This window comes from Oceanispirochaeta crateris, from assembly GCF_008329965.1.
GTDB lineage: Bacteria > Spirochaetota > Spirochaetia > DSM-2461 > DSM-2461 > Oceanispirochaeta > Oceanispirochaeta crateris.
In genome coordinates this window covers 834,177-847,854 of the sequence record NZ_CP036150.1, presented here as the reverse complement: position 1 = coordinate 847,854, position 13,678 = coordinate 834,177, and the positions used below count along the sequence as shown (strand labels likewise).

At 43.5% G+C, this 13,678-nt stretch carries 14 protein-coding genes; 8 read left to right on the top strand and 6 right to left on the bottom strand.

All coding sequences use genetic code 11. The features are described 5' to 3' along the window. The first annotated feature begins 16 nt into the window (after window positions 1-16). A complete protein-coding gene (gene hisI / locus EXM22_RS03810; protein ID WP_149485236.1) occupies window positions 17-406 on the top strand; it encodes a phosphoribosyl-AMP cyclohydrolase in 390 nt (129 codons plus the stop codon). Next, window positions 390-905: a YkgJ family cysteine cluster protein gene (locus EXM22_RS03805; RefSeq protein ID WP_149485235.1), complete on the top strand. Its 516-nt coding sequence runs from the start codon at window positions 390-392 to the stop codon at window positions 903-905. Before hisI ends, EXM22_RS03805 begins: the two co-directional genes overlap by 17 nt. A 22-nt stretch (window positions 906-927) precedes the next feature. Here EXM22_RS03805 and EXM22_RS03800 read toward each other — a convergent pair whose 3' ends face one another. Further along, the gene (locus EXM22_RS03800; RefSeq protein ID WP_210411547.1) at window positions 928-2,412 is read right to left on the bottom strand and encodes a M23 family metallopeptidase; all 1,485 of its coding nucleotides are present in this window, start codon (window positions 2,410-2,412) and stop codon (window positions 928-930) included. 158 nt (window positions 2,413-2,570) lie between these two features. Further along, window positions 2,571-3,617: a 3-deoxy-7-phosphoheptulonate synthase gene (locus EXM22_RS03795; RefSeq protein WP_149485234.1), complete on the bottom strand. Its 1,047-nt coding sequence runs from the start codon at window positions 3,615-3,617 to the stop codon at window positions 2,571-2,573. 127 nt (window positions 3,618-3,744) lie between these two features. Here EXM22_RS03795 and EXM22_RS03790 point away from each other — a divergent pair, with 127 nt between their 5' ends. The 5 genes from EXM22_RS03790 (at window position 3,745) to EXM22_RS03775 (ending at window position 8,617) form a co-directional block, all read left to right on the top strand. Continuing rightward, on the top strand, window positions 3,745-5,082 hold the full coding sequence (locus EXM22_RS03790; RefSeq protein WP_149485233.1) for a glycoside hydrolase family 3 protein: 1,338 nt from the start codon (window positions 3,745-3,747) through the stop codon (window positions 5,080-5,082). Window positions 5,083-5,220: 138 nt separating this feature from the next. Then, window positions 5,221-5,598 (top strand): thiamine pyrophosphate-binding protein, encoded by a 378-nt coding sequence (locus tag EXM22_RS18475; protein ID WP_281289927.1) that lies wholly within the window; start codon window positions 5,221-5,223, stop codon window positions 5,596-5,598. Then, complete coding sequence (gene ilvB, locus EXM22_RS03785) at window positions 5,550-6,935, top strand: biosynthetic-type acetolactate synthase large subunit (protein ID WP_342780283.1); 1,386 nt, start codon at window positions 5,550-5,552, stop codon at window positions 6,933-6,935. The genes EXM22_RS18475 and ilvB overlap by 49 nt, the downstream gene beginning before the upstream one ends. Further along, window positions 6,935-7,441, top strand: coding sequence for an acetolactate synthase small subunit (gene ilvN, locus EXM22_RS03780; protein WP_149485232.1), 507 nt, complete (start codon window positions 6,935-6,937; stop codon window positions 7,439-7,441). Before ilvB ends, ilvN begins: the two co-directional genes overlap by 1 nt. A 159-nt stretch (window positions 7,442-7,600) precedes the next feature. Then, on the top strand, window positions 7,601-8,617 hold the full coding sequence (locus EXM22_RS03775) for a hypothetical protein (protein ID WP_149485231.1): 1,017 nt from the start codon (window positions 7,601-7,603) through the stop codon (window positions 8,615-8,617). Here the strand turns inward: EXM22_RS03775 and ylqF are convergent. Beyond that, window positions 8,598-9,500, bottom strand: a complete 903-nt coding sequence (ylqF, locus tag EXM22_RS03770) for a ribosome biogenesis GTPase YlqF (RefSeq protein ID WP_149485230.1) — start codon at window positions 9,498-9,500, stop codon at window positions 8,598-8,600. The two genes, EXM22_RS03775 and ylqF, sit on opposite strands and share 20 nt — an antisense overlap. Before the next feature lie 67 nt (window positions 9,501-9,567). On the opposite strand from ylqF, the gene EXM22_RS03765 reads away from it, so the two are divergent. Next, window positions 9,568-10,539 (top strand): DHH family phosphoesterase, encoded by a 972-nt coding sequence (locus EXM22_RS03765; RefSeq protein WP_149485229.1) that lies wholly within the window; start codon window positions 9,568-9,570, stop codon window positions 10,537-10,539. Here EXM22_RS03765 and EXM22_RS03760 read toward each other — a convergent pair. From EXM22_RS03760 to EXM22_RS03750, 3 genes are read right to left on the bottom strand one after another with little or no spacing between them, the layout of a single operon-like run. Further along, window positions 10,532-12,469: a hypothetical protein gene (locus EXM22_RS03760; RefSeq protein ID WP_149485228.1), complete on the bottom strand. Its 1,938-nt coding sequence runs from the start codon at window positions 12,467-12,469 to the stop codon at window positions 10,532-10,534. The two genes, EXM22_RS03765 and EXM22_RS03760, sit on opposite strands and share 8 nt — an antisense overlap. A 26-nt stretch (window positions 12,470-12,495) precedes the next feature. Beyond that, the gene (locus tag EXM22_RS03755; protein ID WP_168203328.1) at window positions 12,496-13,290 is read right to left on the bottom strand and encodes an MBL fold metallo-hydrolase; all 795 of its coding nucleotides are present in this window, start codon (window positions 13,288-13,290) and stop codon (window positions 12,496-12,498) included. Continuing rightward, the gene (locus EXM22_RS03750; protein WP_149485226.1) at window positions 13,280-13,615 is read right to left on the bottom strand and encodes an arsenate reductase family protein; all 336 of its coding nucleotides are present in this window, start codon (window positions 13,613-13,615) and stop codon (window positions 13,280-13,282) included. The genes EXM22_RS03755 and EXM22_RS03750 overlap by 11 nt, the downstream gene beginning before the upstream one ends. Window positions 13,616-13,678: the final 63 nt, after the last annotated feature.

Sequence of the window (13,678 nt, the reverse complement as noted above, 5' to 3'; positions counted from 1 at the left end):
AAGTAAGGATAATAATATGAGTGAATGCCCTCTGGATTTTGAAAAAACAAAAGGTCTGATCCCTGTGATAGTACAGGATTTTGAAAGCAAAGAAATCCTAATGCAGGCCTACCTGAATAAAGAAGCCTGGGAAGAATCTATTCGGACCTCCAGAGGAGTCTACTTCTCACGTAGCAGACAGAAACTCTGGCGGAAAGGCGAATCCTCCGGGAACTATCAGATTCTAAAAGAAGTTCGCATTGATTGTGACAATGACTCTGTATTATTTGTTGTAGAACAGATTGGCGGTGCAGCCTGTCACACCGGGCACAAGAGTTGTTACTACAGGCGTTGGGAAGATGGGATACTGGTAGAAACGGATAAAGCACTCTTTAATCCAGAAGAAGTATATGGACCAGGACATTGATAAAACCTGCCGTGCCTACAAAGACATACTGAACAAAGCCTCGCAGAAATACAGGGAAAATAAGGTATATTTCAAGAAACTCAAAAAAGTGAAACAGGGAAAGGTAGATACCCTCCTCCGCCGTTTTCATGTGGAAGTGTTTGATGAAATTGACTGTCTGAAATGTAGTAATTGCTGCAGGAGCACCGGACCCCTGCTAAGGGAGAGAGACATCACAAGGTTGTCCCGAGGCCTTAAAATGAAACCCGGCAGTTTTACTGAAAGTTATCTAAAAATAGATGAAGAGGGAGACTATGTGTTCCAGACCATGCCCTGCCCCTTCATACAGGAAGACAATCTCTGCCTTTTCTATTCAGATAGACCGGGTGCCTGCCGGGATTTCCCACACACAAACAGCATCTCTTTTAAAAAATATACGCGTCAGATGCTTGAAAATACAAAAATCTGCCCGGCTGTCTTTTTAATCTTCGAAAAAATGAAATTAGAAATACCACTATGATCGGCTCTTCTCCGGAACATTTCTATTCCTGCTGACTCCGACGGACTCTTTTATAGGGATTGATACGGTCAAATGTTCCATAGGAATTGCTTTCCTGTCCACCAGGATGGTAGACTCTCAACTCAAAGTGAAGATGGGGTCCGGTAGACTTGCCGGTATTGCCGATTTTACCAATAAAATCACCCGCATCAAGGGATGCTCCCTCAGACAAATGACTTTCATCCTCCATATGAGCATAATAACTGGTCCAGAACTGAGCTTGAGGAAAAAGTTTTTGAACTTCAGGCATCAGTTCATGCCGGACCTCAGCGTGCCAGCCATAGACCCAGTCAAACCCTTTTTCCTGCATAATTCCAGGATACACAGCCTGAGCATAACCAGGCTGGCTGGCGTCTCTGATAATATCATTGCCTTCAGAGACTTTTATGATGTTATCCAGATTGATGATGTCCACGGCTAAATGAGGCTTAACACCCCCGGATCCGAGAGGAGACAAACGTCGTTCTATAAATCCACTAGAAATCATAAAATCACTGTCATCATTATCCGGAAATCCCGTATTCACAGGTAGAATTAGACCGGGAAATACGGAGGAATAGTGGTCCATAGAGAGTCGATTGCTTCTATCAGTGGCCATCAAAGTTTCGGCCTGATCGTTATTTTCAGGGAGCCTCGACATCTGAAAAACCATTTCACCATAGGTCTCGGATTCTTCGATCCTATCAGCCAGGTACTCATAGGCTTTAGCTCTGGAACTGCTGGATCTTGGAAATCGGGAAGCCAGCCAACGCAGGTTCATTGAAGTCTGCTTTTTATTGAATTCAAAGGCCTCTTTTTCTTGAAACACCACATCCTTGAGACTATAAAGCTCCTCATTGATACGGTTCATTTCGGTACTAAGTACATCGATGGTCTCATTATTGGACTGAGAAGTGGTTGTGATGACATCATTGAGGGTCAAAACTGTTTTCAACATTCGCCCATACTGCATTGTTGATATAAACAGAGATAAAAAGAGTACGGCCATGACCAGTCCTGCTGCTGCGAGTGTAAAAACCCTGGCAGATTTGCTCTTTAACAGACCCGCTGCATCATGGACGTGTGACCCCCTGGGTGAAACAGGAACATCAAAACGGGATGTTTTTTTGTCCCGGATGCCTTCAAGACGCTCCATCAAATCCAAAAGTTCTATGGTCACCAGCTCCTTATCCAGGGCGGCACCGTTCTTTCCAGCATCCTTGAGTTTCCAGGCTTCCCTGTGATGAAACAGCCAATGACGGTGAGTCATCCTATTGCACTTGATGGCCAGCACCTGTTCATCCAGGATGAGAGTATTGTCATTGATATGGGAAAGAGAAAGGGAATATGTGCAGGACTCGCCGTTTATGAGAGTTTGATCATCTTTACGGATGAGACAGTTGCTGCGATCATGCAGAAACTCTAGAGCTAAATGACAAATTCGATTTGTGATTGTTATAGCTTTTGCATCTCTTTCAAAAATACTCATGATCCCCTGTTCCTTGGTTATTGCGGAAAGAAGGATATATTTTTTTTTCAAATTCCATCAAGAAGAAAAGTACTGAAATTCAAATATTTCTTGTTAAAATATAAAATTAATACAACAAAATCCAAAAAGAGAAAGCTCTCCTTTTGGATTTTCACAGCTTATTTGTCTAGAACCTTATAGGCAGAATCCAGAATCTTGGCAGTTGTTTCAAAAGAGATGCAGGCATCGGTTATAGAAACACCATAGGATAATTGACTCTTGTCTTCGGGAATGCATTGTTTTCCTTCATGAATGTTACTTTCCAGCATAAAACCGACGATTGAATCCCGGCCCTTGCTTCTCTGATCCATGATGGAGTTCATGACCCTTTCCTGGCGGAAATATTTTTTACCCGAATTCTCATGACTGCAGTCAATCATCACAACCGGAAGCAGACCTTCCTTGATTAATAGCTCCTCCGTATCTTCGATGATCTCTTCATAGTAATTAGGTCCCCGTTTGCCCCCCCGGAGAATAGGATGACCTGTCTTATTTCCTTCTGTACTCAGAACACATGTCTGCCCTTTCCCGTCAATGCCGATAAAACTATGAGGATGATGTGCTGAATGAATCCCGTTGATGGCAACGTCCATGCTGCCATCTGTTCCGTTTTTAAAACCGACGGGCATGGATAACCCACTGGTTAGTTCCCGGTGTGTTTGGGATTCGGTTGTTCTGGCACCTATGGCAGCCCACGAAATCAGATCGGATATATACTGGGGTACAATGGGGTCGAGGATCTCAGACCCCGTTGGCAATCCAAGATTGTTAATTTCTAGGAGAAGCTTTCTCGCTTGTCTAAGCCCCTTTTCCAGCTTATAGCTGTCATCCATATCCGGATCGAGTATCAACCCTCTCCATCCAAGAGCCGTTCGGGGTTTTTCAAAATAGACCCGCATGATAATGCATAGCCGGTCTTTGTACCGCTCTCTCAATTCCGCAAGTCTTTGAGCATAATCCAGGGCAGCAACCGTATCATGGATGGAACACGGCCCGACAATGGCCAGCATCCTATCATCTTTTTTTTCCAGGATATTGCGAACCTCATTGCGATGGGTAAGAATTTGCTTTGTAAGAGCCTCACTAATAGGATATTCTTCTTTTAGGTCATCTGGTGTAATGAGAGGCACGATGGACCGTATATTAGCATTATTTAGTTTTTCCATATCTGAATCTCCATATTTTCAGACTCTTCTCAGTAGGGAAAAGTATTGTTTTTTTCTTGTTTCTATGGTGGTAAAATTAAAAATGATCTAAATTATCAAAAAATGCAAGGCATGGACGAGGTTTTCATTGAAACGGATTTTTTCAATTATAACTTTTTCAGTTTTATTCATGATCTCCTGCCGGACGAATCAAATCATGGACGAAAAAGCTCTTTTATCTACTCCCGACAGGCAATTAAATAGTCAAAGTCAGTCTCAAAATACGAAAGAAGACTTCAACGATGCCTATTTAAAAAAAATAGGTCTTTACAGCGCCTTATCCCAGTCCGCAAAAGACTCACTCATTGATTCCTATTTACTCTCAATGACGGATTCCGAGAAAATCGGACAGTTGTTTATACTGGCAATAAGACATACAGACTACGGGAAGCCCGCATTAAAAGTTGATGAAACCATCAAAACTTTCATGTCAAAATATAAACCTGGTGGCATTATCCTTTTTTCTCTCAACTTTAAGAATCCGGAACAAACCAAAGAATTGATCAGCCAACTTCAATCCATTAGTCCCTATCCACTTTTTATCACAACCGATGAAGAGGGCGGAAAAGTGAGCCGTCTGGGCAAATCCGCTTATATGAATGTCCTCTATCTCCCCCCTGCCGGCGAAATTGGTGATACGCTGAATACGGATTTGGCTGAAGTCGCAGCTGAATATCTTGGCTTGGATATGAAAGAACTGGGATTTAATATGAATATGGCACCCGTTGCCGATGTGGCCGATGCAGACCCGATGAATCCCATTGGTAGCAGATCTTTCAGCTCCGATCCTGAAACGGCAGGGTCCATGACTGCTGCGGCCGTAAGAGGATATAAGAAGGCTGGAATATCTCCGGTTCTCAAACATTTTCCGGGACACGGTAATGTAGGCGGAGACAGTCACAACGGCGCCGTGGCTTCCCTTAGTTCCAGAGAGGATTTTTATAACATAGATTTTATTCCTTTTATAAAAGGCATTGAGGCTGGTACTGATTTCATAATGATGGGTCATATGGCAGCACCAGCTTTGACTGGCACGAATGAACCGGCATCTCTTTCAAGGCAAATCCAAACGGTCATACTCAGAGAAGAATTTAGATATGAAGGACTGATCATCACCGACGCCATGGACATGGGAGCCATAAAAAACAGTTTTGCACCGGGAGAAGCAGCCTTGAAAGCCTTTTTAGCAGGATCAGACATGATTTTAATGCCTGAGAATATCCCCGAGGCACAACAAACATTGCTAAAAGCCCTTTCAGATGGCCTATACACACAAGAAAGACTCGATGAATCCCTTAGAAGAATACTGAAAATCAAACTGAATAATGGTTTGTTTGATAAAACGGTTCAATCACTGACAGATTCTCAAAATATGAATAAATCTGATAGGCATACTCTCATTACCAATCGGTTAAATACACAATAAATATCGAAAACAAGCATACTCAATAAAATATAGAGTCAAAATTAACACAATTATTAACAAAAAATGGAGTTTAACATATATTGACCTCTCAAATATAATAATCTATTATGAAATTGTTCAATTTATTCAGGAGGCACCATGAACAAAAAGCAATGTACTGCCGCCGCCAAGTTAATAGATATTTTAAAAAACCAGGGAGTAGAATGTATGTTCGGTCTCCCCGGAGGGAATGCAATCCCTATATTTGATGCTTTGGCACAGTCCGATATGAAACTGGTACTAACAAGACATGAACAGGGAGCCACACATATGGCTGATGGGTATGCCCGATCTTCGGGAAAACCGGGTGTGGTTCTTGTAACATCCGGACCTGGGGCTACAAACACACTGACCGGAGTTATGACAGCCATGATGGATTCGGTACCCATGGTCGTTCTGTGTGGACAGCAGCTAACGAGTAACCTTGGATTGGATACATTTCAGGAGGCCGATGTCTCAGGTATTCCTATCCCATAGTCAAGCACTCTTTCCTGGTTAAGGACCCCAAAGAATTACCCTCTGTTATCAATCAGGCCTTCCATATAGCCAATACAGGACGCCCCGGACCGGTCATAGTAGACCTGCCTAAAGACGTCACAAGCGCACTCATAGATGTAGATACCTCTGGTGAATTCACCCTTCCGGGATATTCAATCAGAAAAGAAGGTAGTCTTGAATCTATAAAAGAAGCAGCCTCAATGATTTCATCAGCGGAAAAGCCGATTCTCATGGTTGGTCATGGGGCGGTTATCTCCGGTGCTACACAGGAAATCAAGGCCATAGTTGAAAAGATGCAGATTCCTGTGATCAACACCCTCCTTGGAAAGGGATGCTTTCCCGAGAGTCATGATTTGAATCTGGGTATGCCTGGAATGCACGGTACGGCCTATGCCAACATGGCCCTTTGTGACTGTGATTTGATTGTTTCCATAGGAGCCAGATGGGATGACCGGATAGCCGGTTCTCCCAGCGACTTCCAACCTCAGGCAAAGAAAATTCATATTGATATCGATCCAGTGGAAATCAATAAGACCGTCCAGGTAGACTGTTCCATCATTGGTGATGCTAAATCGGTTTTAAACTCACTGTACGGATTTCTGGAAAAGGGCAACACACAACGGTGGGTAAAACAAATTCGCCGTTTAAAACGGGAATATCCTTTAAAGTATAAGAAAGAAGGAAAACTGAGAGCTCAGCATGTAATTGAAGAGATGTCCAGGCTGACAGAAGGTAATGCCATTGTTACCACAGATGTGGGACAACATCAGATGTGGGCTGCACAATTTTTCAAGACAGAACATACCCGCCATTTCCTATCTTCCGGCGGAGCCGGAACCATGGGGTTTGGATTCCCAGCGGCCATTGGCGCTCAAATGGCCAATCCCGGTAAAATCGTTGTAGCTGTCGTGGGGGACGGTGGATTTCAAATGACTCTTCCGGAATTATCAACAGCCGTCAATGAAAAGCTTCCAATCAAAATTCTCCTCATTAACAATAACTATCTGGGGATGGTTCGTCAGTGGCAGCATATGTTTTATGACAACAGGCTTTCCGGTGTAGACCTTGAAGGGAACCCCGACTTTGTGAAACTGGCAGGAGCCTATGGTTGCAAGGGATTCAGAGTAAAAAGAAGTGCCGATGTGCGCAAGGTACTGGGTGCCGCACTGGCGTATAATGATGGTCCCTGCATCATTGATGCGGAAGTAGAAAAATATGATAATGTATTCCCCATGGTACCCTCTGGTGCCAGTTTAGACAAAATGCTCCTCAGTATGCCAAGAAAAAAACTGGAAAAACCTAAGGGAGGTACCTGATGAATGAAACACAAAAAAGACACAACATCAGCCTTTATGTAGAGAATAAACCAGGTGTGACAATCAGGATTGCCCTGGTATTTGCCAGAAGAGGCTATAACATTGAGAGCTTTGTGGGTTCACCAGCTCAGGATGATCGCTATTCCAGAATCAATATTGAAGCCACCGGTGACTCCCAGACTCTTCATTTGATGCTGGAACAGCTCAACCGCCTTGTGGACGTGATTCATGCCAGAGAGTATTCTGATGAAGATGTGATTCAAAAGGAACTGGCTCTGATTAAAGTCAGGTGCAACAATGAATCCAGAACCGAGATTCTGCAGATCACCGGTGCATTCAAATGCCGGAATGTAGATATCAGTGATACAACAATGACCTTTCAGGTCACCGGGAAATCTTCAAAGATCGATGCAGTCAGCAAAATGCTTGATAAATTTGGAGTTCTTGAGGTCGTCAGAACGGGAAAACTTCTGATTGCCCGTGGTAAAGAAGAAACCTCCTGGTAAAACTTCACATCTAAAGAGATCAACAACCGGCAGGAAATTCTTGCCGGTTTTTTTAATCCAATAATTTTATACCAAACACTTGATAAGGGCCTTAAAGGTTCCGATTATCTAATAAGAAGAATTGAAAATTGTTGAGTCTTCAACCTCAGGAGGTTTTTGATGAAAAAAAATATATTGCTTTTTGCCTTGGCATTACTCCCCTTTCTGCTCTTTGCCCAGGAGGAAGGATCCCTTACGGGAACACTGACTCTCTATGACAGTCATAGCTACCAACCTTTTTTGGTAAACAGCGATGGCGGCTGGATGGAAGTGAGGAAGGTCTATAAAGAAGATTTCAATAGCATCCTCCCTCCAACAGCAGGAACTATCAGAAAATGGAGGGTGAAAACGACCTACATCGATGAATCCGGCCAAAATGGACAGAGCACACTCCAGGTGAAGCTCAGGTCTGTTGATAACCCGGGAACTGTCTTTACCCTCCCCTGGACTGAAAAGGCTTCCCGATGGCAGGAGAAAAACAGTAACTGGTTTATTCCCTTAGAGGATGACGGCATGATTCTGGACAATAATGGAGTTCTCTCTGTGAGACTAATTGCCCCACCCCGCAGCTCCGCACCGGGAAAGATATATAAGATAGAACTAGAAGCCTGGGATTTTCCAATGGATTTGGAGGACCTTCAAAGTGAGAAACCTCAGCTCCAAATGGCTTTTTCCACACCTTCAGAACTCACGATCCCCAGGGATAATTACAGATCTCCAGACTCAATGGAAACCAAAGAAAATGCCGTAAAATTTTCTCTGGATTTTGTGCAGCACAACATTGACGGCAATCTCCCCGGATTCTACAAATCCCTCTCTGAAAATTTAAAGGATCTTGAAACCGGGTTTAGTCAGAGCCGTTATAGGATTGCCCCGCCAGCAAGCGATTTGAGCGCCTACTCCCTGGCAGACTATAAGAGAAGCTACAGATACCATATCTACGGTTACGATGAATATTCTGAGTTGTTTCCCCAGTGGTTTGAAGAGGGACGACGCTGGTCTCCCGATAGCAGCTGCTATCTTTTTCTCGGTACAGAAGTGCTACCGGGTCAAGTTGATTTCATGAAAGGTCAGAACCTTGTATTTATGGTGAGACAGGAAAAGGGGCAGTGGAAAATCATTGCTCTTCCTGAATAAAATTCCATCCAAAATCCGGATCTGATGGATTTTCAAGACTGATAGGGCCAATGATACCATCCCGTAATTCCTTGAGAAACATGCGGGATGTTCTTTCCAGATCCACCTCCCCACCAGGAAGAATCAATCCCCTATTTTTGCCAATCATTTCCAGGAGATCATGAGGTTCCTGTGTGTCTATTTGAATCCCATCGGGTTGGTTCTCTTCGGGAGAGGTCAGTTTATACCGTTTTACCAAGCGCTCAGGGTAACTATTTCTAAGAAAAAGTAGAGTTCCCAGGGCTATCTGGTCAAGCAAAAGAACCGCATCCTTAATGGAACCAAGGGCTCCTAGTTTCAGCCCTACCAATTGATCATCAAACTTATGCCAGAGGATACCGGGAGTATCCAGGATCTGAAGTTCCCGAGAAACGGGTACATGCTGCATATCCTTTGTCACCCCGGGTTGATTGGCAGCTGCGGCTTTCTTCTTCCCCGACAGAGTATTAATCACCGTAGACTTCCCTACATTGGGGATTCCTACGATCATAGTTCTTACTGGGCGCCGATTTACCCACTTCTTATCCCGGCAGAGAATTTTACACTCTTTAGGCACGGCTTTTAGAGATCTGATATTCCTTGAGTTGACAGCAACAGCCTTGATACTGTTTCCCTCGGTCAAAGTTCTTATCCATTTTTGAGTCATAATGGGATCTGCAAGATCTGATTTATTGAGCAAAATGAGTCTGGGTTTCCCCTTTGTGAGTTCTTCCAGAAGGGGGTTTCTGCTGGCTAATGGAGCTCGTGCATCCAGAATTTCAATGACCATATCTACTTTCTTGAGATTCTCAAGAATTAATTTTTTTGTTCTGGTCATATGTCCTGGAAACCATTGAATGGACATGGGTGGTACTCCTGTATTATTCTATAGTCAAATTGTATCCTGTATGATCATAAACCAAGCAGGATAATTGTACTATCAGGAGTTGCTTATCTTTTCGGATATTCTGATTCACAGCCTCAAGGATAAAGAGGGAAGAATCTTTATTCAAACTCATAATTTTCCAGATCCGGATGCAGTTGCAGCCGCCTTTGGCTTGAAAGAGCTCCTGAATGCAAAAGGCATCAATGCAGGAATCATCTACGATGGTGAACTTCAAAGGCATGCTCTCATCCAGATGATTGCCCACCTCAACATCCCGATCCACCACTGGAAACATTATGAACTGACAAATTCGGATAGGATCATCATTGTAGATGGCTGTAAAGGAAACGCCAATGTGGAAGATCTGATCGGCAAAGAAATTGCCGTCATAGACCATCATAAGAGCCTCACAACGGATGATGTGAAAATGATTGATATAAGACCGGAATACGGCTCCTGTTCTACCATGATATGCGAATACTATCAGGAGCAGGAAGTCATTCCCACCGCTGCCGTGGCTTCGGCTCTCTATATAGGTCTGGCAAGGGATACAGATCTCTTTACCCGGGGTATGACAGAAATGGATCTGGCAGCCCTCACATACCTCTTTCCCTACTCTGACAAGGGCCTTGTGAACAACATCCTCAGAAATAATATACAACTGACAGATCTGGATTATTACCGAAAACTCCTGACCAATCTGGTTGTATCCAAGGGCATGGCCTTCTGTTACTTACCCGATGGCTGTCCGAAGAATCTGATGGGGATTCTGGGTGATTTCATCCTCTCCCTGCAGGAAATCCATTTTGTCTGTCTTTTTGCTTGCAATAACGATCAGATCTCCCTCTCCTTTCGCAACAATTGGGATGATAAGGACGCCTCTGTTATTATGAAAGCATTCACTGCTGGTAAGGGGCGTGGAGGTGGACATAAGCAAATGGCAGGCGGAATCCTAGATTCTGACATACCTGCCGACCCTGAATCCTGGTTTGCCAGCCTGAAAGATCTGATCAACTAATACGGCAATCCTCAAGGCGCGATTTCATAATAGAGACTTCTTTTTTTGTTTTAGAATCATTCATTTTGATTCCCTCTTCCAGTTTGTCCAGAGCCTCATAGTACAGATCCCAGGCATACCGTTCGCTTATCCATTGTTCCCTTACGGTAAGCATATTTTCTTCTCCCGACAAAAATGGTTTGAGCTGAATTTCGGCTAAATTCAAAAGAGCTTCACTATCCTTGGGTGATTCAAGGATTTTTAAGACGAGTCGCAAGAAAACCTTGATATAAGGGGTAGAACTTATAAAACAACCTGTGAAAGGATCCAATTCCTCTTTGATGCGTTCTACTCCACCGGGAAGAAAAGAAGCGTAATAACTAAAATACAAAATCCGCAGTAAGTCAGCAACCCATGTTCCAAGCTTTGCGGCGGCAATTGAATCGGCAGCAAAAGCATCCTTATCATGCCTCATGATCAAACCCGGTTCATGAACATAGCGCAGCCCAGGCTCTGTTTGTCCGTTCAGGACAGACAGAATGTATGCTTGATCTTCGGCTCTTCCAATAAAACCCGGTGTAAAAGGCTTTATCCTGCGAAGGGATGAACAGAGGATTCCATTTGTTCCGCCTGTCACATGAACCCGGCTTAAACAGCTGGTTTTTCCATCGGGCTGCCCCTCCTTTCCATAACATGTCATCATTTCCGCCAGAGTCGAAACCGCCATGGGATGTTGTTTAAAGAAGATGCGGTTTTCACCCTGGAGCTCCATATCCACGGGTGGAAGCGGAACATCCGGTGTATAAATTGATTGGGAAATATCTTTTTCATTTACAAGGGCTCCGGCAATCATTCCCAGTTCCACTTTCTTACCGCGGCCGTCCTGCCCCAAAGCTCCCCACAGGGGTGTTTGAAAGTGTTGAAAAGCTGTCTTTCCGGTTTCATTTTTTAGCTTTGCCTGGGGAAATACCTGATCCAGATCGATCTTAAAGGTTCCCTTCACATTAGAATCCATCACAAGGGACCATAGGGGAACAACGGCTTTTAGAAAACTGTAATGCCGGCCATATCGGCCATCTACGCCAAAAACCCTGGCAATGGGATTATCCTCATCTTCCCTCCCCAGTATTTTAAATAGTGAAGAAGAGAGAAGCTGTGTATCCTCTTCTGTAAATAAGAATACATCCAGATCTTCCAGACCTTCGCATCCAGCAAGTTCCGAGGCAAGATACTCGGGTGCAATGGATTTAAGGCCGTCATGCGTGACAGACAGGGAGAGAAGAACCGTCATACGGCTTTGTGCAGGGACAATCCCTTCAGTTTTTTCAAAAGCGAAGGCTTCGGCCAGGCCCTTAAGCCCGTAAATCATTTCATTGGAATCCTTGTCAACTCCCATGAAAATGGGATGATCAAACCAGTATTTCTGCTGTTCCTGTTCAATCAATGTGACTTTTTCCAGCATCTCAGGAGTCAAGCGATTCTTGTATTCCTCGGGTGGGAGAGTCATTAGCACATTGGAGGTAAAAACCATTTCTTTAGATGGATCAATCACAGGGTTGGGATTCAGGCTTTTGACCTGGATTGTTCTCTTGTTTCTGATATATGATTCCTGCTCATCTGCAGAATTCCCACCGAAGGAGTATTCCGGAAAGAACAAATCCAGAAGATCAGAGGTAGACCAGAGGCCATCAGCAACGAGGGATGAAGCCTTCTTTCTGAAGTTTGCAGCCTCGGGAGTCATCCATTCCTGACTGATAAGACTAGCTGCCTGAGCCAGGAAAGAGGGATTTTCTAATACGGGAGGATCTTTTTCAGAAAGGATACTCATAAAATCTCTTAACTGAGAAACCACTCGAACCGGGAGGTCTTTCCCGCTTATTCCTTTATCAAAATCATTGATTTCAGGGAGAAATTCCCAAACTGCATTCCAGAACCAACTGCCGGTTGTCATCCCTATTACCTCCATTGATATTTAAATCAGTCTGAGCGAATGAGTGTTTTCTGACTGAGACAGTCATTCCTGGGGCAGATAGCATAGGGAATTGCCCCTTCGTAAATCCGCGAGACTTCTTCTTTTACTTTTTCCACATTATTATTTTTTTCGGATAAATGACAGAGAAATATCTTTTTAAGCCTAAGATTCTCCATTTCTGACAGACGGCTCATGCAAACAGCAGCATCAAGATTGGAAAGATGTCCCTTGTCTGAGAGGATTCTGCGTTTCAAGAAATCAGGATAAGGACCGTTATGGAGAAGTTCTGGAGAATAGTTAGATTCCAGAAACAGGTAATCCGATTTGGCTGCAAGAAACATCATTTCGTCACTGACAATCCCCGTATCGGTTATAATTGTAAAGCTCAGATTGTTCAATGTAAAATGATAACCTACGGAAGAAGCTGCATCATGGGAAGTTTCAAAACAGCGAAATTGCAGAGAATCAAAGCTATATTCTTTGCCGGGAATTATATCGAGTCGATGAAGTCCTTCTTTTTTGCAGTATTTTTCCAGAGGCATGTCTTTATGGGTTACCACGGGAATACCCAGTGCGGAAGAAAGAGGCTCTACCCCCTTAAAATGATCACTGTGATGATGTGTAAGAAAAATAAAAGTCAGTTTGGATTCGCTGAAGTCAAGCTGTTTCATCCGACGCCGGAATTCCGATAAAGAATATCCATTATCAATGATAAAAGAAAAGTTGCCCGACTCAAAAACATAGCCATTGGCTGCCGAACCACTCCCTAAAATTGCAAAGCGTGTGGAATCAGCCTTCAATCCAGGTCTTCCATGTCTCCGGTTTATATCCGACACAAACCTTACCATCGCAACGTATGATTGGTGTTTTGATCAAGTCGGGATGGGCCAAGAGTTCTTCCTCCGGATCAAAATCCATAAAGGAAAATTTTTGTTTATACAATTTTGAGTCTTTATCGACCAGATCATCGGAGGAAACCTTTGCTAGAATGTTTCTCAACTCTCCCGGGCTTAGTGCTTTCTCATTCAAATCAAGTGTAAAATATTTATGACCTCTCTCTTTGAAAAAACGCTCGGCTTTTCTGGTATCCTGGCATTTCTTTTTACCAATGATCTGTATATTCAAAATGATCTCCTATGGAATTTTGTTCTTAAATTGCTTATTTCTAAATCAATTATGAGAAAAAGC

What these genes read in the sequence shown, in the direction of transcription:
- EXM22_RS18475 (WP_281289927.1), top strand. Translation starts at nt 5,221, where the DNA reads ATGAACAAAAAGCAATGTACTGCCGCCGCCAAGTTAATAGATATTTTA.
- hisI (WP_149485236.1), top strand. Translation starts at nt 17, where the DNA reads ATGAGTGAATGCCCTCTGGATTTTGAAAAAACAAAAGGTCTGATCCCT.
- EXM22_RS03795 (WP_149485234.1), bottom strand. Translation starts at nt 3,617, where the DNA reads ATGGAAAAACTAAATAATGCTAATATACGGTCCATCGTGCCTCTCATT.
- EXM22_RS03805 (WP_149485235.1), top strand. Translation starts at nt 390, where the DNA reads ATGGACCAGGACATTGATAAAACCTGCCGTGCCTACAAAGACATACTG.
- ilvN (WP_149485232.1), top strand. Translation starts at nt 6,935, where the DNA reads ATGAATGAAACACAAAAAAGACACAACATCAGCCTTTATGTAGAGAAT.
- EXM22_RS03775 (WP_149485231.1), top strand. Translation starts at nt 7,601, where the DNA reads ATGAAAAAAAATATATTGCTTTTTGCCTTGGCATTACTCCCCTTTCTG.
- EXM22_RS03760 (WP_149485228.1), bottom strand. Translation starts at nt 12,469, where the DNA reads ATGACAACCGGCAGTTGGTTCTGGAATGCAGTTTGGGAATTTCTCCCT.
- EXM22_RS03800 (WP_210411547.1), bottom strand. Translation starts at nt 2,412, where the DNA reads ATGAGTATTTTTGAAAGAGATGCAAAAGCTATAACAATCACAAATCGA.
- ylqF (WP_149485230.1), bottom strand. Translation starts at nt 9,500, where the DNA reads ATGTCCATTCAATGGTTTCCAGGACATATGACCAGAACAAAAAAATTA.